At 55.0% G+C, this 23,271-nt stretch carries 22 protein-coding genes; 3 read left to right on the top strand and 19 right to left on the bottom strand.

Annotated elements, in window-relative coordinates; all coding sequences use genetic code 11:
- Nucleotides 1–34 precede the first annotated feature (34 nt).
- From LZG00_11430 to LZG00_11475, 10 genes are all read right to left on the bottom strand, one after another.
- On the bottom strand, nt 35–1,042 hold the full coding sequence (locus LZG00_11430) for a branched-chain amino acid ABC transporter permease (GenBank protein MCF3594609.1): 1,008 nt from the start codon (nt 1,040–1,042) through the stop codon (nt 35–37).
- A 52-nt stretch (nt 1,043–1,094) separates the two neighbouring features.
- On the bottom strand, nt 1,095–1,979 hold the full coding sequence (locus LZG00_11435) for a branched-chain amino acid ABC transporter permease (protein MCF3594610.1): 885 nt from the start codon (nt 1,977–1,979) through the stop codon (nt 1,095–1,097).
- A 2-nt stretch (nt 1,980–1,981) separates the two neighbouring features.
- A complete protein-coding gene (locus LZG00_11440) occupies nt 1,982–2,674 on the bottom strand; it encodes an ABC transporter ATP-binding protein (protein MCF3594611.1) in 693 nt (230 codons plus the stop codon).
- Nucleotides 2,675–2,706: 32 nt separating this feature from the next.
- A complete protein-coding gene (locus tag LZG00_11445) occupies nt 2,707–3,507 on the bottom strand; it encodes an ABC transporter ATP-binding protein (GenBank protein MCF3594612.1) in 801 nt (266 codons plus the stop codon).
- A gap of 91 nt (nt 3,508–3,598) precedes the next feature.
- Complete coding sequence (locus LZG00_11450) at nt 3,599–4,894, bottom strand: ABC transporter substrate-binding protein (protein MCF3594613.1); 1,296 nt, start codon at nt 4,892–4,894, stop codon at nt 3,599–3,601.
- A gap of 129 nt (nt 4,895–5,023) precedes the next feature.
- On the bottom strand, nt 5,024–5,785 hold the full coding sequence (locus tag LZG00_11455) for an SDR family oxidoreductase (GenBank protein MCF3594614.1): 762 nt from the start codon (nt 5,783–5,785) through the stop codon (nt 5,024–5,026).
- Between the two features lie 123 nt (nt 5,786–5,908).
- On the bottom strand, nt 5,909–6,832 hold the full coding sequence (locus LZG00_11460; protein MCF3594615.1) for a phosphotransferase family protein: 924 nt from the start codon (nt 6,830–6,832) through the stop codon (nt 5,909–5,911).
- 10 nt (nt 6,833–6,842) lie between these two features.
- Nucleotides 6,843–7,790, bottom strand: a complete 948-nt coding sequence (locus LZG00_11465) for a phosphotransferase (protein ID MCF3594616.1) — start codon at nt 7,788–7,790, stop codon at nt 6,843–6,845.
- A 21-nt stretch (nt 7,791–7,811) separates the two neighbouring features.
- Nucleotides 7,812–9,203, bottom strand: a complete 1,392-nt coding sequence (locus LZG00_11470; protein ID MCF3594617.1) for a hypothetical protein — start codon at nt 9,201–9,203, stop codon at nt 7,812–7,814.
- A gap of 390 nt (nt 9,204–9,593) precedes the next feature.
- On the bottom strand, nt 9,594–10,370 hold the full coding sequence (locus LZG00_11475; GenBank protein MCF3594618.1) for a DeoR/GlpR family DNA-binding transcription regulator: 777 nt from the start codon (nt 10,368–10,370) through the stop codon (nt 9,594–9,596).
- Nucleotides 10,371–10,724: 354 nt separating this feature from the next.
- Between LZG00_11475 and LZG00_11480 the strand changes: the two genes are divergently transcribed.
- From LZG00_11480 to LZG00_11490, 3 genes are read left to right on the top strand one after another with little or no spacing between them, the layout of a single operon-like run.
- The gene (locus tag LZG00_11480) at nt 10,725–11,747 is read left to right on the top strand and encodes a sugar ABC transporter substrate-binding protein (protein MCF3594619.1); all 1,023 of its coding nucleotides are present in this window, start codon (nt 10,725–10,727) and stop codon (nt 11,745–11,747) included.
- Between the two features lie 27 nt (nt 11,748–11,774).
- Nucleotides 11,775–13,295, top strand: coding sequence for a sugar ABC transporter ATP-binding protein (locus LZG00_11485; protein ID MCF3594620.1), 1,521 nt, complete (start codon nt 11,775–11,777; stop codon nt 13,293–13,295).
- A gap of 22 nt (nt 13,296–13,317) precedes the next feature.
- A complete protein-coding gene (locus LZG00_11490; GenBank protein MCF3594621.1) occupies nt 13,318–14,304 on the top strand; it encodes an ABC transporter permease in 987 nt (328 codons plus the stop codon).
- Nucleotides 14,305–14,607: 303 nt separating this feature from the next.
- Here LZG00_11490 and LZG00_11495 read toward each other — a convergent pair whose 3' ends face one another.
- The 9 genes from LZG00_11495 to LZG00_11535 form a co-directional block, all read right to left on the bottom strand.
- Nucleotides 14,608–15,237 (bottom strand): hypothetical protein, encoded by a 630-nt coding sequence (locus LZG00_11495; protein ID MCF3594622.1) that lies wholly within the window; start codon nt 15,235–15,237, stop codon nt 14,608–14,610.
- A 23-nt stretch (nt 15,238–15,260) separates the two neighbouring features.
- Nucleotides 15,261–15,545 (bottom strand): BMC domain-containing protein, encoded by a 285-nt coding sequence (locus LZG00_11500; GenBank protein MCF3594623.1) that lies wholly within the window; start codon nt 15,543–15,545, stop codon nt 15,261–15,263.
- A gap of 12 nt (nt 15,546–15,557) precedes the next feature.
- The gene (locus LZG00_11505) at nt 15,558–15,809 is read right to left on the bottom strand and encodes a hypothetical protein (GenBank protein ID MCF3594624.1); all 252 of its coding nucleotides are present in this window, start codon (nt 15,807–15,809) and stop codon (nt 15,558–15,560) included.
- Nucleotides 15,806–16,252, bottom strand: a complete 447-nt coding sequence (locus LZG00_11510; protein MCF3594625.1) for a hypothetical protein — start codon at nt 16,250–16,252, stop codon at nt 15,806–15,808. The genes LZG00_11505 and LZG00_11510 overlap by 4 nt, the downstream gene beginning before the upstream one ends.
- Nucleotides 16,249–16,863: a BMC domain-containing protein gene (locus LZG00_11515; protein ID MCF3594626.1), complete on the bottom strand. Its 615-nt coding sequence runs from the start codon at nt 16,861–16,863 to the stop codon at nt 16,249–16,251. Before LZG00_11515 ends, LZG00_11510 begins: the two co-directional genes overlap by 4 nt.
- Nucleotides 16,860–18,407: an aldehyde dehydrogenase family protein gene (locus LZG00_11520; GenBank protein MCF3594627.1), complete on the bottom strand. Its 1,548-nt coding sequence runs from the start codon at nt 18,405–18,407 to the stop codon at nt 16,860–16,862. Before LZG00_11520 ends, LZG00_11515 begins: the two co-directional genes overlap by 4 nt.
- Nucleotides 18,404–19,684, bottom strand: coding sequence for an aminotransferase class III-fold pyridoxal phosphate-dependent enzyme (locus LZG00_11525; protein ID MCF3594628.1), 1,281 nt, complete (start codon nt 19,682–19,684; stop codon nt 18,404–18,406). Before LZG00_11525 ends, LZG00_11520 begins: the two co-directional genes overlap by 4 nt.
- A 111-nt stretch (nt 19,685–19,795) precedes the next feature.
- Nucleotides 19,796–20,794 carry a phosphotransferase gene (locus tag LZG00_11530; protein MCF3594629.1) on the bottom strand — a complete coding sequence of 333 codons (999 nt, stop codon included), beginning with the start codon at nt 20,792–20,794 and terminating at the stop codon, nt 19,796–19,798.
- A gap of 18 nt (nt 20,795–20,812) precedes the next feature.
- Nucleotides 20,813–23,008, bottom strand: coding sequence for a LamG domain-containing protein (locus tag LZG00_11535; protein MCF3594630.1), 2,196 nt, complete (start codon nt 23,006–23,008; stop codon nt 20,813–20,815).
- Between the last annotated feature and the right edge of the window lie 263 nt (nt 23,009–23,271).

Raw genomic sequence — 23,271 nt, forward strand, 5'->3', positions numbered from 1 at the left:
GCTCTGACAATGCCCTCTTGTCCCAAGCTTTCGATCATGCCCGTTTAAGCTGTTTGAAGTACGTGCCGAGTTGGCGCACACGCCCGACCAGACCATTGGGCATCAATACGATCGCCCCAGCAATAATGATGCCAAGACCAAAGGTGCGAAACTGACCGAACTCGCGCATCAACTCGTCCGCGCCGACAAGGACAACCGTTCCGACAAGTGGTCCCCAGAACGTGCCGGTACCGCCGACGACAACGATGGCGATGATGAACATCAATGTCGGAAGCTGCAGGATTGTTGGCCCGATAACTTGAAAATGCGCGGCATAGACCCCGCCGGCAAGACCTGTAAAAAACGCCGAAATCCCGAAAACCAGCATTTGCACGCGAAAACGATTGACGCCGCGCGCAATAGCATAGCCTGGATTGTCTCGAATAGCGCGAAAGGCGTGGCCCATCGGGCTCTTGATCAAGACCCATGTGACCGTCATGATGATGACAAATAGCGTGCACACGATGGCATAGTTTCCGATAATCCACTTGCCTCGCAACAACGCACGGGTGCCAAAGTCACCAAAACGCGAAAAGCCGCCGGGACCACCGGTCAACTGCCGACAAACGCTGCCGACCTGAATGAAACATTCCGTATCGGTAACGATCAACAAATACATCACCTGCGTGACGGCCAGCGTCAACAAAGCGACGTAGACCCCTGATAGCCTAAGACAGGCTAGACCGATCAGGATTGAAAACACTACCGCCACCAATGCGCCAGGTAGGAGTGCCGCCCAGACGGACCAACCGAGAAAAAAGCAAAGCATCGCAGTCGCGTAGCCACCCGCAGCAAAGATCGCCAGTGGTGCAAGTGAAAAAACTCCGGCAAATCCAAAGACCAGATTCCATTGAGAGGCGATGCAAGCATAAAAAAGCGCAAGTATGATTTGCCCCATCACATAGCGGCTTTCGATCACCATAGGCAGTATCGCGGCGGCAATAATCAAGAGCAGGGCGATTAACAGATCCTTCGACCCATTTCGGCTCAGCAGCTTTTTCATTCTTTGAGTCTCCGTAAATCGAGGCAAAAGGGATTCGTGCATGTCTACTGTGCTACATCCGCTGAACCTTAACGCGACCCAAAAGACCCCCGGGGCGCAAGATCAGCACCAGCACAACCGCACTTAGCAACATCGGATAACCCCAGCGGGCTCCGAAAGCGTATTGAACCCAAGCTTCCAGCAAAGCGAGCGCGAAGGAAACCATCACTGCGCCGGGTAAATTGCCCAAACCCGCGACAACACACATGATGAATGCCTTGAGCATCGGGTCGTTTCCAAGCGACGGCGATAGTTGCACCATAGACGACAACAGCAAGCCACAAATCGCTGCAACCGCGCCCGAGAGCATCAGAACGTAAAGATAAACACGATCTACCGCCACGCCCATCAACTTGGCCGCCGTCCCATTCTGGGCAGTGGCGCGGATAGCACGACCGATCCGGGTACGTGCCAATAGAAGCGTAAGCACCGCCATAGCCAAAACGGCTGCGAACATGATGATCAGATTTTGCCACGGCATGGCAATAGGACCAAGCGACATCGCTCCGCTTACGGTGATCGGCTGCTTTAACGGCTGACCTCCGAACCAAAGCAGGATTCCGTTTTCCAGAGCGATTGCGACGCCAACTGTGGCAATCATAACATTCGCTTCAAAATCGGCGCTGGCTTGCCGCAGCACATTGCGGACAACCAATACGTAGATCAGCCCACCCGCCACCACCCCAGCGAGAACCGAGGCAATGACCCCGACAGGTATGGGAAGACCCAAGCCAGTAATTGCACCATAAGCGGCATAACCACCCAAGGTCAGCAGCGCACCATGCGCCATGTTTAGAACGCCAAGGGCCCCCCAAACCAACGACAGACCAATCGTCGCGATAGCGTAAAGTGCACCAACAGTAAGCCCCGACACCAGTATTGAATAAAATGTATTCATTGTTATCCCCCTAAATACGCGGTGATCAGTTCATCACTTGCCAGCAGTTCGGCCGGCGGGCCGGACCAAACAAATTCACCGTTGTCGAGCAAGAACATCCGGTCCGAAATATCAGCGATACGCGCCGGGTTTTCCTCAATAAGCAAAATGGTTCGTCCTTCGCGACCAAGGGCCGCGATGACTTCATAGATCTGTTCTATGATCAAAGGCGCGAGACCCAGTGACGGTTCGTCAATCATCAGCAACCGCGCGTTCATCATCAAACCGCGCCCGATGCCGACCATCCGCCGTTCGCCACCCGACAGCGTAGAAACGACTTGGTTCTTACGTTCGGCCAACTTGGGAAGCAAATCGTGCACTTCCTCCAGCCGCCGGGCAATTTCCTTGCGGTCACTACACAGAAACGCGCCCATGAGCAGGTTTTCATACACCGTCATGTCGGGAAACAGCAGATCGCCCTGCGGTACATGGGCGATCCCAAGTGCCGCTACCTGATGCGCCGGTTTGCTTATAGTCGTACCGTCAAGCCGTATCTCTCCGCTGCGTAGCGGCACAATTCCCGAGATAGTGTGCAGCAGAGTAGATTTTCCGTGGCCATTCGGACCGACCACGGTCACCAACTCCCCCGATGCGATGGACAGGGATACACCCTGCAACACCTCTATGCCTTCATATCCGGAACGGATACCCTTCACTTCAAGGACCGGCGTTGGGCCAGGTGGACTCATCATTTCTTTGCTCCAGCCTTGGGGGCGAAATGTTGTTTCAACCGTTCCTTAGTTCCATGACCTAAATACACTTCAACTACTCGGTCATCTTCAGAAACGTCTTCAGGACGACCTTCAAACAGGAGGCTGCCATGGTGCATGATCAAAACCCGACTGGACAAATCCAGCAAGAAACGCATGACGTGCTCAATCAAGACTATGGTCAGTCCGTTCTGAGCCAGCCGTCGCACCAACCCGATGATCAGATCAATTTCGGTCGAGTTTAAGCCGCCGACAGGTTCGTCCAGAAATAATATCTTAGGTGAGGTGGCGATCGCCCCGGCGATCATCAGCAGTTTGCGGTCCAAAACCGGAAGCTCTGCAACGGTACGATGTGCTTTATCTATCAGCCCGGTAAATTCCAATGCTTCGGTTGCTGCGCGACGGACGGGTTCTCCCAGACGAAGCCCGGGGAAAAGCCGACGTGTTCGCCCATAATACGCGGCGATTTCAACATTTTCCAAAACGGTCATATGCTCGAACGCGGCATTCAACTGAAAGGTTCTGGCTATTCCCATCTGACAAATGCGGTCAGCGGTCAAACGGGTGATGTCGTGCCCGTCAAAAATTATCTTCCCCGAGGATGCCGGAGTGACCCCCGTAACCACATCAAAGAAAGTCGTCTTGCCCGCACCGTTGGGACCGCCAATACCAAGGATTTCACCTTTACGCACAGAGATTGAAATATCCTCTACCGCCACGAGGGATCCAAAACGCCGAGTAACCCCCTCGCAAACCAGTAGCTGATCAGAATTTGCCATCAATCATTCCCTAGTGAATACACAGTTGAATTTGCGCGGGCGAAAGAACATGGGCGAAAGCTCCGCCCATGTCCGTGTTTTGCGCAGCGCCTTAGCTAAGCCAGGGCGGCAACATGAACTCATGTGTAGCGTATAGATCTGGATCGATCAGGCGAGGTTCGGTGCGATAGTCCTGATGTTGCAGGAACTGGTGCGGCAACCCGAGCGAAGGATCCTTGACCTGAGTGGGATAGCTGACAGCAACCAACCCTTCTTGATCAAACCGGAATGACCCGCTGACGCCGCGATATACCATCTTGCGCAGGACTCCGGCCACTTTGCGGGCCTGGTCGCCATCAAACGGCTCGCCCGGCCCGCCTGCGATTGCCGCTGCCATCGCGTACATCCACAAACAGTCATAGGTTTGCGCACCTGTCAGCCATGATGCGGTTTCTCCGAATTTCTCTTTATAGGCAGCACGGTAATCCGCCGCAAAATCGTCCGGCAAGCCACCAATGACGGTTGAATAGATCACGCCGTTGATCGCCTCGCCACCAATTTCACGAAAGACCGGAAGCGAAGGACCATACTGCATGTAAATCAGGCTCTTTGTCGGTTGAGCCAAGAACTGCGTCATGAACTGAGCCAGATCCTGCGCGAGAAAATGTGTGACAATGATCGCTGCAGGTGGGTCATCACGCAGTTTTGCCAGCACGGGCCCCCACTGGCTGGTCGGAAAGGGAACAGTTTCATACGTTGAAATCTCCCAACCGTATTCCGCGGCTTTGTCGCGAATAGCGTTGCCGATGACGATAGCATATTCTACCGCCGATGCGACGATGGCGATTTTTTTGTTCTCCGGTTCCCACTGCCCCGAAGCTTCAAGCGAGTTCAGAAAGTTGAGGCAACCCGGCCCATACCAGAACTCAGCCGGATCGGTCTGAAACCCACCATAATATCGTTCCGGATCGGTTTTGACTTTTTCAGGATGCGCAATTTGAGTGTTATTGTGCATGACAATAACGTCGTTATCAGCAGCGATATCCAGCTCGACCATATTCGCACCAAGGTTATACCCATTGACGATAGCCGGTGTGTTAAAGCGGTCGATCAATCGCTGCATGGACTGCCCCACCAGGTCGGCGCCCATTTCGCGGGTGTCTTCGATGTGAATTTCGACCGGGCGCCCAAGAATGCCGCCCGCGGCGTTGATTTCTTCTGCCGCAAGATCGAGCCCGTTCTTGAACTCGACGCCATCACCAGCAGCTGCACCCGACATCGGTAGCGCTGCACCGATTGGAATCGGAGTACTGTCTTGTGCAACTGCCCGACCGCCATTCATCGCTACCAGCGCAGCACTCATGCTAGCCGTACTTAACGCCCCTTGTAAAAGTTGCCGTCTTTTCATTATCTTATTCCCTGTCTTTTGTTAAAGAATCGCACGCGTTAACCGAGTATGGCGATCCATTTTCCGGACCTCGGAATCCGGGGCTTTCTATTGCGCAAATGCATTAAATATTTGGCCCTGATCTTGAATTCAGAACTGTGCGAAAACTCCCAGCGACCAGCCGCCGTCGACCAGCAGGCTTTGACCATGGATGTGATCCGATAGATCAGAGCACATAAACATCGCCGCATCGGCAATTTGTTTGGGGGTGCCCCATTTTCCATCAGGTGTTTGCCCGGCCAACATCGCCTTGACATTGTCATCGTAGATATCGGTCATCGGAGTGGTGATAAATCCCGGTGCGATAGCGTTTACGTTAATGCCATGCGCCGCGTAATCCATTGCCACCTGACGGGTGAAATTCAATGCGCCGCCCTTTGCTGTGCAGTAGGCTGCGAAACCCTGATTGCTACGGTAACCGGAAATAGACCCGATCGAAACGATCTTGCCGCCGCGGCCTTGCTCCATCATGTGGCGAACAGATTCTCGGGTAGTGTAGAAAAGCCCATCCAGATTGACCGCCATTGTCTGTCGCCAAGTTTCGTCGTCTGTATCAAGCACGGAACCAGCCAGTAGCAATCCGGCGGAAAGAACAGAAATATCAATGCCTTTGGTCTTTGCAATCTCGGCGAAAACCCGGCTCACCGCGGCGCTATCCGCTACGTCCAATTCTGCGAAGTCGACCTTGGGGTCGTCATACATCGCTTTTTCATCATCAGTGTGATAGGGTTTGCGGGACAATACGGTCACACTGGCCCCAGCCTCTGCTAGGGACCGAACTACCGCTGCGCCAATTCCCGAACTACCGCCCGTCACAACGGCGTGTTTTCCGGTAAAATCAAACTTTGTCATTTCAGTCTCCCAATTATTTTGGTGTGTGTGTTGTTTAGGCTTCCAGCACTGAAGTTAATTTGAAGCTATCTTTCGACTTTTGCAGTCGAAATAGGCGATTTCGTATTAAGGGGACCCCTAAGGTTAAATTGTCCTCAGCCAATCATCCCATCGGGGGTCATTGAACAACATGCGGGCGCGAGCGTATTTCCAGATGCCGTATTTCTGATAATCGAAGTCCCATTCCGACAACTTGCGCTGTTGCACCGCCCAAGAACCCCATTTCATGTCGGCCACAGCACGCGCTATCATGACCCGCGCGACGATATCGCGGCGCAATTCGCCGTAGTATCGCTCGATTAGTTCCAGCGATGTCTCCTCATCAACAAAGACCTCACCAAGAAAAACGCCCAGCTCATATGCACGTTCATTGTTTGACGCGAATTCAAAGTCGATCAGCTTCATGTCCTCAAGCTGATCACCGTTCATCCGCACCATGAAATTTCCTGGCATCGGGTCGCCGTGACAGGGCACCAGATCCAATCCAGACGCGAAAAATGCATCCTTCGCTTTGTTGTATTGCTTGAGCAACCAAGGGAAATCGGCAGGCACACCAGCACCGATCTCTGCCCCTTGCGTGATGTGTTCATCGGTCATCGAGAAGATGTCCTTGGTCGTGGAAAACATCTTTGAGCCATGCTGCTTGGCATAAAGATCAATCACAGCATCCAGAAAATCACGGCGGGCGAAATCGGCGCTGGTCGAAGCGGTGTGTTCGGTCAGGAATTCCGATACTTCAAGCCCGGTTTCGCCGTCATAAAACAACAGCTCTGGTCCGATCCCGAGAGCATGTGCCTGACGCGTCGCCTCAACAGATTGGGTGCGGTCGACAAAGTTCTCCGACCCAATTCCGTAGACTTTCATGAAATACTTCTTACCTTCAAACGTGGCCAACCAGTTAGAGTTCAGCAGCCCCCCGACCAGTGGTTCAACCTTGACGGATTCGGTTGACCAGCCGGGCACGGCCTCCACTGCGGCGTCCAGTTGTTTTTGAATTGCACTGTCCATGCTCATCTCCTCAGGCGGCTTTGCGAATGCGGTCACTGGCGACGGATGTCTTGGCCAAAGCCTCAAGCCGCAAGAAGCGCCAAGAGGCGTATTTGCCAAACTCCAGACTGCGCCGAGGCGACGTTTTTGCCATGATTGCACCGATCAGCCCCCAACGCAGATCGTCGGCCATGCCGTAGAGCATCGCGCGTTGAAACAACCCCTCGTCAAAATTGCCGTGCCATTCCTCAAAACCGGCGCGAGCATCGAGATCATTGTCGAAAAACTCGATCAACCAGACGCCGATATCCTCGTAAGGGTCGCAGTTCGCCGCGACGTCGAAATCAATCAACTTTACCGCGCCGTCGGGGGAGACCATCAGGTTGGCGGTATTGCCGTCGCGGTGGCAAGGTTTGCTATCGCGGCCAAGGCTGGAAATGCGCGCATCAGCATCGGCAAAGAAATCAAGAAACACAGGGCAGTCGCGGTGCAGCGTTGCGCCAACCTTTGCACCATGGGCGGCAAGGGCAATGATTTCCTCAAAAATGCTGGCCGATTTTTCTAGCTTAGCACCCTGTTGGAACGCGATTTTTTGTTTGATGACATTGGCGCGGGTAGTGACGTTGACCACGTCATGCAAGCCACCAGCACGCCAAGGCGCCGTCAGGTCTTCAAAGCCAATGGTGTTTTGCGCAGGCCACGATTTCAGAACCTTAGGCCCGACGCCCAACTTTCCGGCCTGATCAGATGCTAGAATCGCTGCCGACTGGTCAACGTAAAACCCGGTATCGTCGTGGAATTGCTTTAAAATAATGGACTTATCCGCACTTGAGGCACGCCAGATGGCAGCTTCAACCCCACGCCACGCAGGTGAGGCAAGAACTGTTAGCGGGTTGACCATTGTGTCAGGTTCAGCGCCCAAAACCTCGGCCGCAAGACCGCATGCGATGGATTCTACGTCGCTGCTATTGTCTGTCATTGTCTCTGCCCCTTCCTAAGATCAGCCAATTGGCACTACCGGCCATTGCTTGCCGCCAGGTCCGTAAATGTTCAGCGCAGCCTCAAGCCGGGCGGCCAGTTGCAACAACCGTGCGTCGTCCAGACGATGCGCCACTAGTTGAATTCCGATGGGCAGCCCACGTTCGTCAAATCCGCCACAGATCGATACTGCCGGATGACCCGATTGGTTGAACGGCGCTGTGAAAGTAGAATGGCGCAGCGGCATCAGCGGATCAATCCCGCGATCCTCGGCGGGGAAATTTACTACCGGCATCACAGGCGTTAGCAGAAAATCAAGCCCGTCCATCAGATCAACACAATAGCCTACACAGCGCTCAATCCCGCCATCAATTTCCTTGAATTTCGCAATGCCCCAACCTTCAGCTTCGGCGCACCAGTTCAGAAGTTGCGCGGGCATCTTGTCACGCAGTTCAGGGCGCGCACCAATATATTCGTTCCAACCGCGGATTTTCAGCGTTTCGTCGATCGGCAGGTAGTGATCGCTATCAGCAGGTTTCGCGATTTCGTGCACCTCGCCAACAAGATCGGTCAGAATATTGCGGGCGTTTTCAAAGCAGGCCAGCACCGCCGACTCCACATCGGGGCCAAAGCCAAAATCAGCTGTCGCACCTACGGTTATTGGACGTTCAGGCGGCAATTGTGAATAGGGCAAAGAATGGCGGTCATCCACATCTGGCCCCGACAGTAGACGAGTCCATGCGTCCAACTCCGCAGCACTTCGGGTAATCGGCCCGGCCGAACGTACGGTCGACGCAGGCGCATGCGGAACCACCCCCTGCGTTGGCTTTAGCGCGGCCAACCCGCAATGTGCCGCAGGGAGGCGCACCGACCCAGCGATATCGGACCCCACCGACATAAACCCGATCCCGGCGGCTAATGAGGCCCCTGCCCCCGCGCTAGAACCGCCGGTATTCCACGCCATCCCCCAAGGATTGCGCACAATCCCATGCGAGCCGCTCACGCCGGACCCACTAAGCCCAAAATCCGGCATGCAGCCTTTTCCCAGAATGATTGCTCCGGCTTTTTTCAATCGCGCAGCGGGCGGTGCATCCCGCGTCGCGACAATTCCGTCGCCATGAATCGCCGATCCATGGTGCCAAGTCATGCCCACCGCATTGACACTATCTTTTATGGTCACGGGCACACCATCAAAATCCGAGATTGGATTGCCTGCGCGGTAGCGGGCTTCAGACGCCTTTGCCTCATCGAGCGCTGCTTCGGTGCGTACGCCGTAAAGCGCGTTCAGTTGTTCGTTAACAGATTCGATTTGTTCCAGTGAGGCCGTGGTGACCTCAACCGGACTAAGCACCCCAGAGCGAAAGGACGATTGCAGTTCTTTCAGCGACAGATGGGCAAGCGATTTGAGTTCCATAACAGTTCCTAGCGATGTGCGCCGCAAGCTGATCAGAAATGACCAATTCAATAATGACCAAGTTCAGTCATTTAATTGACCATACACATACAATCGAGTGGTTCAACGTTTTTTTGGAAATGACTACAACGCCGACCTGGATTAGATTAACCAATGAGCTAAACCACTGCAGGGTTGCTAGAAAATATGGCGCCTTTACACGCTGCCCGCCCCGTTTCGCAGCGAGCAGGCATGTTATCCACGAAAGAAACAGGACGTTCCGGCAATCACGGTGTGTCGTGAAATGCATTGATGGATGCGCTTAGCTAGAGATTTCGTCCGTCGCTTCGCCTGGCGTTCGGTTCAGCTGGATCAGATCAACCAGCCGCGAAATTGCGCACATGGCAAGCATCAAACGTCCGGTAAGCGCAACTTGCATCCCGCAACTGAAATGACCTGCGCTAAATCTTTCTGGGGGGGCTGATCGCAGATCAAGGTCATGCTGGAGTTCCACTTGTGAAAGTGCGCCAGCGAGGCAGCACCAAACTTGGAGCTGTCGATCAAAAGGTAGGTTTCTTGTGCCGCTTCAATCATCGCGGCATAAACTTCGCCCGGCTCCATAAGGGCATAAAGTCCGCGCTCGTTAATCCCGGATGCGCCTACAAAGGCCTTATGCGCTGCAAAGCGATCAATCGCGCGCAAAGTATTGGTACCATACGTCAGCCCCTCATCGGCGTGTAGCTTACCGGGCAGCATTTCAACGCTAACCAACGAGTTCTTGGAAACGATTGTCGCAAACGGCAACGAATGCGTCACCACCGTTACCGGAAAGCTTAACGCGACGAATTTTAAAGCAAATCTGATGGTTGTGGACCCGCCCCCGACAAGCAGCAAATCGTTGGGTTCAATCTGCTGGATAGCGATCTGCGAAATCTGATCGCGCTCTGCAGTCATAAAATTCTTACGCTCATCGATCCCCGGAACCACATTCGCCAAGCTAACCGCACCACCAAAGGTGCGTGAGATTCTGCCCTGCTTCGCTAGCGCTGCGAGATCGCGCCGAATCGTTTCGGGCGAAACACCAAGCCGAGTTGATAACTCACTCACCTTGATTTGCGGAAAAACGCCGAGCTCTGACAGAATTTTATGCTGGCGCGCCTCTTTTTTAGGCAAGGAAGTATTCGGCATCCGTCTACCTGTTTTACTGTGTTTCGTTCGAAGCACCCATATTTACTAGAGTATCCTCCGTAACAATGGCACCAGCTATTGCACGTTTGGCTCTATTAACGTCAACCGCAGAACTCCGAAATTACCTGCGTTCAACACCGTTCAGAAAGGCATCCCCTGCTCCACTTAAGGCTCCCTGTCTGGTGCTCGTCATCCTTGCAAGGAAAATGTTGATTCACAAGAACGAATGTATATGGTCATACAGATGACCGAAGTCGGGCTTTCTGATTTTGTCGGCTTCCTGATACTCAAGAGAGCCCGCCGGATGGTCTGAGTGAAGAGAAAAATACTACCACCCAACAGTAGGAACCAACCATGGAACTCAATTTTAAAATCCAACGCGCCGCATCGGCTCTTGGCGTCCTCGCCGCTGGCTTAGTTGCGACTGCTGCCTTCGCACAAGATGATCCGGCCAAAGTCACACTTGAACAAATCCAAGCTCCGCAAGCGACGGCCTGTGATGGCGGCAAAACCTATACCATCGCCTATAGCCACTCGGTTTCCGAAGCAGCGATCGTGCGGCAGGTCCGTCATTTTGCCACCGAGCGCAGCAAAGAGCTTGGCTGTGTTACCGTGCTGCATGACAACACGCAAAACAACAATCTGGAGCAGCAGATCAACGCCGTTCAAGGCTGGGTTACATTGGGCGTGGACGCCATCGTGGTGACACCTATTGATTCCTCCGCGCTGGCGCCGCTGCAAAAGCAGGCGCAAGCGGCTGGTATCAAATGGCTGACCTACCTTGGTGAAATGGACGATTCTGATGGGTATGTCGGCTTTAACCACGCCCAATCTGGTCAGTTGATTGCCAATGCCGCCGTTGATTGGGTCAAAGCGAACAACGTTGAAAATCCCGAGGCGCTGGTCACCACGCTAACCGGACTGCCGTCGCTGTCGCCGCGTTGGACCGAAGTAGAAAAAATCTTTGCAGAAAACGGCATTACCATCGTGTCCAAACAGGATTCCGCCGATCAGACCAGCGGTCTGCAACTGGCAGAAACCGTCATGACCCAGCACCCCGGACTGGATATCATCATCGGGCTGAACGATGATGCGGCTGTTGGTGCCTACCGTGCGGTTAAAGTATCCGGAGTAGATCAGAACGCCATGTTCGTCGGCGGTCAGGATGGTTCACTTGAGGGTTTGACTGCGGTCAACGAGGGTGGTGCCTATCGTGGTTCCTCCGCGATCCTGATCAATGATCTAGGGTCAAATATCGTCGATCAGGCACTTAATGCGATCAACGGAAATGGACCAAGCTTTGCTTTTACCGGCACGGTCTGGGCGTCGAAGGCCAATCAGGATCAACTGGATAAGTTGCTGAACAATTACAAGTAACTCATTGACGCGCGGGGTAAATTGAACATGCCTAATTCCTTGATTTCTGTCAGAGGATTGCAAAAATCCTACGGTCCGATCGCAGTTCTGAACGGAATCGATATCGATTTCGAAGCTGGCAAGATTCATGCGTTTCTTGGGGCGAACGGTGCGGGAAAGTCCACCTTCTTAGGCTGTCTCAGCGGCGCCGTGGCCCCGACGAAAGGGCATATTCGCGTTGGCGGCAAAGACTACGCCGCCTTCACCCCGCGCAGCGCACTGGATTGCGGTATTGGCATCATCTATCAGCATTTTCAAATTTTCGACGGGTTAACCGTGGCTGAAAACATCTTTGTCGGCCGGGAAAAGAAGAAGCTTCTGTGGATTGATCGCAAGGCCCAAGAGGCTGAAGCCGCAGAACTGTTAGCGCGATTGAGGGTCGATATTGATCCCTCAGCGCCGGTAGAAAAACTCAGCACGGGCGAACGCAAGATTGTTGAAATCGCCCGTGCGCTAAACATTCACCCCAAACTTCTGATCCTTGATGAGCCCACGGCCGCTATGGGCGAACACGAAATGAGCGCATTGCATGACGTGGTGCGTCATCTAGCAACATCTGAAGGAATCGGCGTGGTTTACGTCACGCACCTACTGGATGAAATTAACGAAATCGCCGATACGGTGACGGTGATCCGCAATGGCAGCGTGGTCTGGACCCGGCCGAAGATCGACACGACAACACGCGATCTGGCCGAGGCAATTGCGCCCTCCTCCACTCTGGAATCCGCTACGATTCACCGCGCGGCAACTGACAAAACGCCGGAAATTGAACTTTCCGAGTTTTGCTCGCCCTTTACCGGACCAATCAACCTAAGCGTTGCGCCGGGCGAAGCAATCGGAATCTATGGCCTGCTTGGTTCCGGGCGCACAGACTTGCTGGAATGCCTATACGGAGCGCGCCCCCAAACGGGCGGGACATTGCGACTGCAAGGCAAACAGGTGTCAATTCGCACCCCAAGTCAGGCCATGGCGCATGGGGTTTCACTGGTGGCCAGTGATCGCACCGAACAAAGCTTGTTCGGCGCGCTCTCAGCTACTGATAACCTTGTGATGCCGCATTTTGGCGGCAAGGTATTGCCCGGATTGGTCCGCAAACCCCGCCGCGAGGCCGGGTTGTTTGACAAGATCGCGGCTAAACTGGCGGTGCATCCGGCCAACCCCAACCTGCCTGCGAGCAGCTTTTCCGGCGGCAACGCACAAAAAATCGTGCTGGGGCGTTGGCTGCTCAACGATAGCGCTGCGCACCAGGTCATCTTGCTCGACGAACCCACCCAAGGCGTCGACATTGGCGCACGTGGACAACTTTACGAAGCGCTCAACGTGGCAATGTCGCAGGGCGCAAGCGTCATCTTTGCCTCGTCCGATCCGGCCGAAATCATTGCACTGGCCGACCGGGTGCTGATCCTTGGTTATGGCCGCCAAATCGCCCTGATCGACAAACCCGAGGACGATCACGAACTGATCGAACTTGCCCATAAAACCGCATCTGCCCTGCATACTGTGCATTAAACTCTGGGACATCAGTACAGCCATGAATACATCATCTGAGACCGCAACGCCGAACGCGTCAGCGACGAACAAGAAAATCGATTGGATCGAGCTTTTGATCTCCGCAGCGCTGCCGCTGGCAGTTTTGCTGCTCGCCCTGTTCTTTTTCTACAAAGTGCCGGTTTTCATGACCTGGCGCAACGGCATCAATATCACTGTGCAGATTGCGTCGCTGATGACCATCGCGGTACCCTGTGCCATGTTGCTGATGGCCGGCAAGGTAGATCTGTCAGTCGGATCGATGCTGGCGCTCTGCGGGGTGGTCGCTGGAATCAGTTTTGATCATCTGGGCGTCTCAGGAACCGTGATCCTGACGTTGGGGGTCGGGCTTTTGATGGGGCTGATCAACGGCACCTTGGTTTCGGTAATGGGCATGTCCCCAATTATCGTCACGCTCGGGACGCTGACCCTGATGCGCGGGCTGGCGCAATGGATCGCGCCAAACCCTGTGTTTGGGTTTCCTGAGAACTTTGCCCTTCTTGGCTATGGCCGACTTTGGGGCATTCCCTATCTGACCTGGATTATGCTTGCTGTGCTGATGCTGGGCGTTTTGGTAATGCGGTTTCTTCCGGTCGGTCGCCGGATCATCGCCATCGGGATCAACGAGCGCGCAGCATATCTAGCCGGGGTGCGGGTGCGTTTCACCGGACTGATGCTTTACGCCGCAGTCGGTGTGGCGACTGCACTGGCGTCGCTGATGACCGTGGCGCGGATAAACAGCGCCCCTTCGGGCACGCTGGGGGTCGGGGTCGAACTAACGGTGCTGACAGCGGTCTTGCTGGGCGGCATCCCGTTTACCGGCGGTAAAGGTTCCGTGCTGCGTGTAGCGCTGGCACTTTGGCTTTTGGGTATGCTGGGGAACGGGCTGGTTCTGATGAATGTCCAATCGGAAATGAGCCTGATGATCACCGGCGCAGTGCTGGTCCTTGCGGCCGCACTTGATATCATTCGTACGCGACGCAACTCGTAAGGGTTTGCCTCGCAAGAGTATGTAAACCTGGCCGGCCTCACACGAGGCCAGCCAGGTTAAATGCGTAACGGGTTCATCCAAGCAAACCGCGTGGATAACAAGATGCCCAGATGGGATCCAAATTCCACCCTCCCCACGTGCAATCGTATGGAGAAAGTGGTTTCAAAGAGTATTTTGAAGTGTGTCCAAGGCGAATAGCGAATTTTACGTGTCGCTCAAGACATGTAGGCCCAAGATCGACATAGTTTCGATCTTGGGCCAAATCTCAACTAATTTGAGAAGCCTGTAAAATGCAGAACTAGCTTAGCTCTTTCGACCGACAATGGATTCCAGAGATTTGATGATAGTATCGCGGGCAATCTCCAGATCGGCAGTTTTACCGGACAAAAAGATCCGCCCGGTGGCACCCATCATCTGCACGTCGTTGATTACCACTTCTGGCGCAGCTTTTTCGGCCTCATTCGCGGCAACGCAGGCGAACAGTGCCGGCGTCATTTCCACGATCAACAGCGATACCCCCGGCACCAGGATGGAACCATCCCGTGACCGGTTAAGGATGATCGCGTGCTGATCTGACAGGTCCTCGATGATATCGTGATACAGAACCTTGGGGACCATTTGGTCCGTTGCCTTGGCACCGATCCCGGCCAGCACAGCGCCACCGGCATCGTGCAGTTCTTCCATCGTGTCGGCGTGCAGTTCCATCAAACCGAACTGGCGCTCGGTGTAAAGGATACCCGGTTCCATTTCCGGACGCGCCTTAAGTGCCAAATCGGCGATACGGTGGATCGACAGCGCCGGGGCAACCTCGATGATCAGCGAATGCTGCCCCCGGAACGGCGGATAGCCCCGTGCCCGGGTGGGCGAGGACAGGTATGCCGCGAATTGCGGCTGCAGGTCCTCGATTGGCAGATAGACACGCAGTTCAGTCATAGGTCACCCCCAGGATGTGGCGCTTACTTGGCCGTTGCAGCCTCAAAATATTTGCCGAGATCGGCATGCGGACGCGGAATCACGTGAACTGCCGTCACTTCACCCACTTGCGAAGCGGCTTCTGCTCCGGATTCGGTGGCGGCTTTAACCGCGCCTACGTCGCCGCGCACGACAACGGACACCAGGCCGCCGCCAACTTCGTTGCGGGCAACGATTTCAACGTTCGCTGCTTTAACCATTGCGTCAGCCGCGGCCAGTGCCGGGACATAGCCCTTGGTCTCGATCATTCCAATTGCAAGATTTGCCATGTTACTTTCCCTTTATTTGTGTGCTGAGTCTTCGTCGATAGAAGCGATGATAAGTGCATCAACTGTTGCGCCTGCATCGCTGAAATATCCCGCGGCAACCGATCCTTGAACGACGAGTACCGCCTCGCCCTCGGCACAGCCGAGAGGATCAAATGCAATCATTCTGCCGCCCGTGGCGGTTGCCACCTCCAGCAAGGCGCCGGATGGCAGGTTGCCAATACGGCGGCTTGCCCAGATCTTGCCGCTGACACGTGCTTCGATCATGTCGGATTCCTTTCAACTTTGATTCCACGGCGGCGCAATTCATCGCCAGCCAATGGGGTCAAACGGGCCTTTGCGCAAAGCCGGATCGAGGTTTGCCCCGTCGGCAATGCAGCGACGTCCCGTTCTGTGATCAGTGATTTTTCCGACAAAACACATTGCAATTGCGGCGCTTGTGTTGTGGTGGCGCGAGGCACTGCAGCAGGCGATGTGGTCACCGGGTTCGCAGCTGAGCCACCAGTCAGATCAAAAACCACCTCACCTCGTGCCAAGGCGGCAGCAAAACTAGGGTCGGATGCCCGTTCAGCAATTTCGCGGGCAAACCGAGTTAGGTCGGCGCTGTCGCGGATCGCAACGGCCTCACGGCGAGGGCCGGACGCTCCCAGCCCAAGTGCCGCTATCTCCTCGCGCAGGATTGCACGGATTTCTTCGCGGATCGAACTCATCCTTCGGCCCCCGCTTGACGCAGCGCGGAAATGGCTGCGTCACGGGCGTTGCGCACATCGGCCTCGGTTCCGGCAAGATATAACCGCCCGTTCGCGCCGATCATCCGCATGTCGATCAATTTCACGTCGGCCTCTTTTTCGGCCTCATTCGCGGCCAGAATTGCGTAAGCCGCCGATTGGCATTCCAGCAAATAGATGCTGTCGCCCCCGATAACCATCGATCCCAGCTTGTTGCGGTTCATCAAGAATGCATGTTGGTCCTCAATCCGGGTCACCAGCTTCGACGCCAGAATCTTGGGGCGCGCGACATCCGCAAGGGTTTTATCCAATTCGGCCAAAACGGCGTCAGCCCCAGCGTGAACCTCAGCGGTTGAATGCGAATGGAACTGAAGCGTGCCAAACTGGCGTTCGACCACCAGCAAGCCGGCGCGGACGTCGGCGCTTTTCAGCACCACATCTGTCAACGCCTCGATATCAAGGCCGGGGGCAATTTCGACAATTTGCGCCGCCATACGGGCGCGCGGCAGATTGCCCCGCATCCAGCTGGACACATAGGCCAACACTTGCGGTTGCAGCTGATCAATAAAGATCGAGGCACGTAGTTCAGTCATGTTCTGCCCCCTGTAAGGGATTGTAATTCTTCAAGGATCAAACGTCGCAACATATCGCGGTCTGGCGCATCGGTTTGCGCCTCCGCAGAGGGCGGAGGTGGTGGTGCTATCGCGTGCAGACCGGATTTTGGTGCAGATTGCTCCATCTGGGCGGGGTCAAATTTGCCGAATGGCACCGACGCATCACTATTGTAGGCAATCCGCGTCCAATGGACCAAATGCTGTGGACCAACGTTTTCCCCCACAGATGAACGCCCTTTATAGCCAGTCCCGATCATAAAGGTTGGCGGCAGATGCGTTGCCAAGCCAGCCCCGCCTTGGGAGAGTGGCGCATTGACGACCACACGGTAGACCGGCATCTCGGTTGAAAACTTCAGGATGCGGGCCTCGTCGGTGCCATGGAATGCCGCCGAATGCCCCGCCCCACGCCGTGCAATCTGCCGGGCAAGGCTTAGGCCGCCAGAGAAATCCCCGACCTGCCCCATGGCGAGCACCGGGCACAGCTTTTCGCGCAGAAAGACCTCGTCGGCGTCGGGAGATTCCAGTAATGGCACCAGAATTTTTGCAGACCGAGCTACACGAATGCCAACCTTTTCCGCGATCCAGATCGCGCTTTTGCCAATTGCTGCAAGGTTGAATTTGCCATCGGGAAACAACCAATCGCGCAGCTTCGCGGTCTCGTCATCATTGCAGATATGTGCACCAGCCGTACGCATCGCACGAATCAAATTGGAAAAGTTCGATCGCGGTGCAAGCAACACACTTTCATTGGTGCACAGCACCGAATTGTCGTAACTCTTGCTTTCGACAATGCGCCGCGCCGCTTCGTCCAGTTTGGCGCTGTCATCGACCCACGCCACGCCGTTGCCCGGACCAACACCCAGCGCCGGATTGCCCGAGGAATAGGCCGCGCGCACCATCGCTCCGCCGCCAGTTGCCATGATGACGGATATCTTCGAGGACGCCATCATATGTTCGACCAAAGGCACGCTTGGCCGTTCGACGCATTGAATAAGCCCGGCAGGCGCGCCCGCTTTTTCTGCTGCGCGGGCCAAGTTACGCACCGCGTCAAGGCTGCATTCCCGTGCGCCCGGATGCGGGCTGAACACGATTGCGTTGCGGCTAAGGATGGCCAGAATGGTCTTGTAGTTCAGCGTCGATATCGGGTTGGTTACCGGGATCAAGCCAAAGATCACCCCGGCAGGGCGCGGAATTTCGACGACCTTCTGGTCCGGCAAAATTTTTGGCGTCACCAGATCCAGGTCACCATAATATTCCAGCAACGGGAAAGCCGAGAATTCATTCTTTTGCTTTTTATGCTCGCGCACACCGTAACCGGTTTCACGCACGGCCCAATCCGCATGGAATTCGGCCTTGTCATGCGCGGCCTGCGCGACCGCGCGGGCAATCTTGCGCACATCATTCAGGCTGGCGGATTGAAATGCATCTGCGGCCCAACCAGCCCGCCCAATCATCATATCGGCGGTGGTATGGCCAGGCGCTGCAAAATTCAGACGTGGCGTATCAGAGGAGACATGACTCATGCGACGTGCCTCCGGCTGGACAGCAACTGTCGGGCATGGCCCATTGCCGCATCAAAGCGATCAATAATTTCGCGGCACAGATCGACGTCTTTTAGCAGGCCCGGTTTGAATTGCAGCACACGTTTATCAAGCGAGGAAAATATCGCCCAGACCCCTTGGTCATAGAGTGCCCGCGAAACCGCCTCGGCACCTTGAGGATGATCAAATTCAAGCCCCATGACCGTGCCGCTTTGGCGGATACCAACAAAGAAATCGCTGTGCCGTGCCTGCACCTCGGCCAGCGAGGCGGCGAAGAAATCGGTAACAAACTGGATATTGGCGATCACCTCGGGCCGTTGCAGCATTTCCAACGTCTTGTAGGCCACCAGACAGCCGATTTCAGCACCGCCCGATGTGCTAATATGCGCGGCACCGTCTTCTTTCAGCCAGCCCGCCGCCGCCTCGGTCGCGACACAGGCGCTGATCGGGTAAAGCCCGCCCCCCAGACCCTTCGCTGTGATGAACATATCGGGTTTAAGCCCGTATCCCTGCCAACCCCACATGGTCCCGGTCCGCATCAGGCCGGTTTGAACCTCATCGAGGATAAACATTGCGCCATAGCGACGGCACAGATCCTGACAGGCCTTCAGATACCCGTCGTGCGGCATAGGAAACCCGTAAGTCGCAGGAATGGTTTCGATGATGAAGGCCGCAACATCGCCGCCACGCAGAACCTGCTCCAACGCGTTCGCGTCATTGAAAGCAACCTGAGAAAATTCATCGGGCCGGTCGGCCAGAAATATCTTACTGAAACGCGCGTCACCTGTGGCGACAGACAGGCCGGAATGCCCGTGATAACCGTTAACAATTGACACAATCTTGCGCTTTTTGGTGGCGTATCTGGCTGACTTGATAGCAATCTCCACCGCCTCAGCCCCGCCCGCACCGAAAATTGCGTATTGCATATGAGGCGCGGTCCGCACCAAGGCCTCAGCCAAAGCTGTCCGGGCCACAGACGGGAACCAGTGATTGCCGATATCAAAGTACTGCAAACCAGTGGTCAGCGTATCAACCAACTCTGGATGGCGGTGACCAAAATTATATGTGCCACCGTTCAAATGCAGATCGATCAGGCGCTTGCCGGACATGTCATGCAGGAAATAGCCCTCACGACGGTCAATCACCATCGGGGTACCCGCATCGCGCCAGAACGCGACCTTTCCGGGATTCCAATAGCGCGCCGCCTTTTCCAGCAACTCATCCTTGGAACCGAAATTGAACAGACCGTAATCAAACACCTTCGCGTCCTCTCGTTTCCGGCACCCTACCAGAGTCGTGGAGACTTGCAATCTTTTTGACCGTCTTTACACAAAAAATGTGATACTTGGCGAACCGCTCGCGAAAATGAGTCATAAGCCTGGTGATCCAAGATAATGGTTCGCAAAAGTGACCGTATCGCGGGTGTATTGCCCCAAGCCGGCTTCTCTGGCGGTATCAGTTTCAGAATGGCTGGCAATCCATGCGACCAAAGCCAGCCTGCGATACATCATAAAGGTTGGAATCATCGCCTCATCGGCGGCATCAAGCGGCGCAACCGCGCGATATCCCCTCAACCAGGCAGCCTGCAGATCGGTGGCAATCGGCGTCATGTCGATAAACGTAATCGCTGACGCGAAATCATACATGTACCAAGAAAAGCCCATGTCATCGAAATCGATCACCCCAATTTCGTCGCCCCGCGCCAACAGATTGGCCAACCGAAGGTCGGTATGCACGACGCCGAATCGCGACGGATCGTTGCCGTATTTCTCAAGTTGCTGCCGCATCCTCGCGAGCGCCCATTCCAGCACCGCAACGCCCTCGGGGGTCAGATCGATCCCATCGCGCCAATCACCCCAGATTTTGGACTCGCCGAAAGCAGTTTCAAAATCCCATGCGTGACGCGTGAATCCTTCGGGCGGGGTCCAGCGACGGGCGTGTTGGTGCAACCTGGCCGATATACCGCCCAGAAGCTCGAAACCTGGTATCAACGAGGTATCGGCGTCTGGCTCCCTGCCCTCCATAAACTCGAACGCGACAACATAGCGATCTACCCCACCCTCTTGAAACGATGCAACCTGCCCGCCGTCGACAAGATCCACAACCGCAGGCGTCAACACCACGTTTTCGGCCCGCAACGCGGTGATCCATGCCAATTCTGACTGGATAGCCGCCAAACTGTGATAGCCAGGTCGGTTGGCGCGCAGCACCAGTTTGCGTCCGTTCTGAGAGTCAGTTGCCAGAAATGTTGCGTTCTCGGAAAAGTTCAACAACCGCAATTCGCTGTCACCGCTCAAGCCCCATAGCGGCAGCATTGGAAGCATGGCAGCATGTGTGCGTTCAAGGAAATCGTCATCATAAAGGCCCATAGCAAGTTTCCTCTGGCATTAACCCTGACGGGCAGCATTTGTGCCGGCGACAAATTCGTTCAGCACATTGGTTGCGACCCGCGCGGCGTTGTTGTCAAAACCGTTCCACGCCATCGACCCGACGAATGCGATTGACCCGACCGAGAAAATTTCGCCTCCGTCGGCATAGGGCAGATAAACCATATCTGCGCGCACCAGATCAGGGCGATTGGGGCCATCCTGATCGGGCATCGGGATACGGGTATCTTCCGGCACCACAAGATATTCACGTCCGAATCCAGTGGCTGACGACAGCACAATCGTGTGCTCCGGAGATCCGTTGGCGACATCAAAACGGTCCAGTTCGTCGCCAGCAGCCCCGTTCAGGATATAGCCGAAGTCGCCAATGACACCTTCGTCAACGCCATCAAAGAATGCTTTGAATCTGGGCGCATAGCTGGCTTCACTGCGCGTATATCCCTTACCTTCAGAAAACCCTTCGGTTGCAAAGCCGACACCAAACAACGAATTCGGCCCACGATCGCGGTATTTCCACAATCCCCCAGGCTCGCCGGTATGGACGTGATTGCGTTCACCTGGAGGCGCATCCCATGCACGCACGCCGCCATTCTCGCGGCGGATTTCAACGATCCACGGACGATCCGGATCAATGGACGTAACCCAGTAGAAGCCGTTTCCGCCCATATACATCCCGCGACCACCCGATTTCAGGTAATGCTCAACAGCGGTCAGCGCGTCATTCGTCCAGTATTCAGGATGCGACCCCGTTACGATCACCTTGTGATCATTCAACAAATCCGGCCCTTCGCGGTGCAAATCTTCGTCGGTAACGACATGATAGCTGTGCGACAGAGATTCCAGCCATTCTATAAAGAACAGATCAACCGCGAAATGTCGGTAACTTCCGGTAATCCAGTTGGGAAAATGCGGGCGAACGGTCACCAATGGGCGACGGCGGCTGCTATATCGAACCGGGGTACCATCGGCGTGAACGTCGTAACAGGACCGACCGAATTCCGGATTGGCGTTCAGGTATTTTTCTTCATCTGTAATACACTTGTCATGCCCCATAATCGAGCTGAGATCAGCACTGGCAAAACGGTCGTTGGCGTAGGCAAGGTAAGTATTTGTGGGAACAATAAACAGGACATCGGCCTTGGTACCGGGCGCGGCACGCACAAACAGCGGATAAAGATCAACATGGCCTTCCGCCTCTAGCCGTACAGCATAGATCCCGCTGGTCAGGTCGTCAGGCAAATCAAAACTCAGGTTATAATCCCACCCTGCATCAAGCATTTCATCCGAGTGAAAAGCAATCGCTGCGTATTGTTCGGGTACGGTAAGGAAGGAATCGCACAAACCTGTCCAATTGTGGCCGGTCACCGCACGTTCCGCACCGTTGCGCAGGGTGGCATCCGGGGCGCGCCCGCTTATCTCTCGTAGTTCTCGGCGGTTGAACGTCTCTGCCAGATTCCAACACAGTCTGGGTTTGAGGCCGGATCCGTCGCCTGTGTGCAGATTTTCGGTCTCTTCAGGAGTCAGGGTACGATCATAGAAGCTCGGCGTACCGATCTTTCCGTTAAAGCCGTTGATAGCCGAGCCGCTCTCACTGACCCCTGCCGCCGCCAGGCGCAGCGCCTCGATTTCAGCACCTGCACCCGGAGCCCGCAACGCAACCGTCCGCGCGACCGCAGCACCGGGAACGCCGCGCACCTGACGTATCTCAACCCGAACCTGATCGCCGTTAACGCTGACGACCAGCGAATACCATGTATTGCCTGCAACCGTCAGGTCCAGCGGATAGCGGGCTTCGCCAATCTGCAATGCCAACGCGCCGTTTCTGATCTCAACAGCCATCGATGCTGCATCGTCACTTGCGTCGGATACGGAAAAAACCGTTTGGGACTGATCCCAATCCGGCACCGTCGCCCGAAACCACAAATGAAGCGTCCACGCGCCTTCAAAGCACTGTCCCAGCGGGAAATCACCGTAAGATCCAAGTGGTGTGGTTTGCTTTTTCCCCGGAATAGTAATGTCTATGCCGGCGATCGGATCCCCGAAAGGATGAGAGCCGTTGTCGGAATCAACCGAAGTCGGCCCTCTCACGATTCGCTCCATCGTCGCGCGTACGGACTTGTGAGGGGTGCTGACCGCCATTCTGACGGTTTCCCCTGGCAAACGGGACCATTCTTCAAAATAGGCTTCGATCTGCATAATCACTCCCCTTTGTTGGCACTGCGCCCGCATGTTTCAACTTGCACGCTTTTATGTGGTAAGTTCAACACTTCTACACAATTTTCGACCGGTCAAGTAAATTCCGTCACCCAAAGAGGTCGAAACCACCCCCTCACCCCCAGTAATGGCATGAAATCAGGCGTTAGGTGCCACAAAATATTGCTTTTTCAAAGTATCGCCCACACTCGAATGAAACTATTTGACTGACTTACCACAAATTACTACACTTGCCGCGAACGCTT

It is taken from the genome of Rhodobacteraceae bacterium LMO-JJ12 (assembly GCA_021555075.1).
GTDB lineage: Bacteria > Pseudomonadota > Alphaproteobacteria > Rhodobacterales > Rhodobacteraceae > JAKGBX01.

Coding starts and splice junctions, on each gene's coding strand:
- LZG00_11430 (MCF3594609.1), bottom strand. CDS start 1,042: ATGAAAAAGCTGCTGAGCCGAAATGGGTCGAAGGATCTGTTAATCGCC.
- LZG00_11435 (MCF3594610.1), bottom strand. CDS start 1,979: ATGAATACATTTTATTCAATACTGGTGTCGGGGCTTACTGTTGGTGCA.
- LZG00_11445 (MCF3594612.1), bottom strand. CDS start 3,507: ATGGCAAATTCTGATCAGCTACTGGTTTGCGAGGGGGTTACTCGGCGT.
- LZG00_11450 (MCF3594613.1), bottom strand. CDS start 4,894: ATGAAAAGACGGCAACTTTTACAAGGGGCGTTAAGTACGGCTAGCATG.
- LZG00_11455 (MCF3594614.1), bottom strand. CDS start 5,785: ATGACAAAGTTTGATTTTACCGGAAAACACGCCGTTGTGACGGGCGGT.
- LZG00_11460 (MCF3594615.1), bottom strand. CDS start 6,832: ATGGACAGTGCAATTCAAAAACAACTGGACGCCGCAGTGGAGGCCGTG.
- LZG00_11465 (MCF3594616.1), bottom strand. CDS start 7,790: ATGACAGACAATAGCAGCGACGTAGAATCCATCGCATGCGGTCTTGCG.
- LZG00_11470 (MCF3594617.1), bottom strand. CDS start 9,203: ATGGAACTCAAATCGCTTGCCCATCTGTCGCTGAAAGAACTGCAATCG.
- LZG00_11475 (MCF3594618.1), bottom strand. CDS start 10,370: ATGCCGAATACTTCCTTGCCTAAAAAAGAGGCGCGCCAGCATAAAATT.
- LZG00_11480 (MCF3594619.1), top strand. CDS start 10,725: ATGGAACTCAATTTTAAAATCCAACGCGCCGCATCGGCTCTTGGCGTC.
- LZG00_11485 (MCF3594620.1), top strand. CDS start 11,775: ATGCCTAATTCCTTGATTTCTGTCAGAGGATTGCAAAAATCCTACGGT.
- LZG00_11490 (MCF3594621.1), top strand. CDS start 13,318: ATGAATACATCATCTGAGACCGCAACGCCGAACGCGTCAGCGACGAAC.
- LZG00_11495 (MCF3594622.1), bottom strand. CDS start 15,237: ATGACTGAACTGCGTGTCTATCTGCCAATCGAGGACCTGCAGCCGCAA.
- LZG00_11500 (MCF3594623.1), bottom strand. CDS start 15,545: ATGGCAAATCTTGCAATTGGAATGATCGAGACCAAGGGCTATGTCCCG.
- LZG00_11505 (MCF3594624.1), bottom strand. CDS start 15,809: ATGATCGAAGCACGTGTCAGCGGCAAGATCTGGGCAAGCCGCCGTATT.
- LZG00_11510 (MCF3594625.1), bottom strand. CDS start 16,252: ATGAGTTCGATCCGCGAAGAAATCCGTGCAATCCTGCGCGAGGAGATA.
- LZG00_11515 (MCF3594626.1), bottom strand. CDS start 16,863: ATGACTGAACTACGTGCCTCGATCTTTATTGATCAGCTGCAACCGCAA.
- LZG00_11520 (MCF3594627.1), bottom strand. CDS start 18,407: ATGAGTCATGTCTCCTCTGATACGCCACGTCTGAATTTTGCAGCGCCT.
- LZG00_11530 (MCF3594629.1), bottom strand. CDS start 20,794: ATGGGCCTTTATGATGACGATTTCCTTGAACGCACACATGCTGCCATG.
- LZG00_11535 (MCF3594630.1), bottom strand. CDS start 23,008: ATGCAGATCGAAGCCTATTTTGAAGAATGGTCCCGTTTGCCAGGGGAA.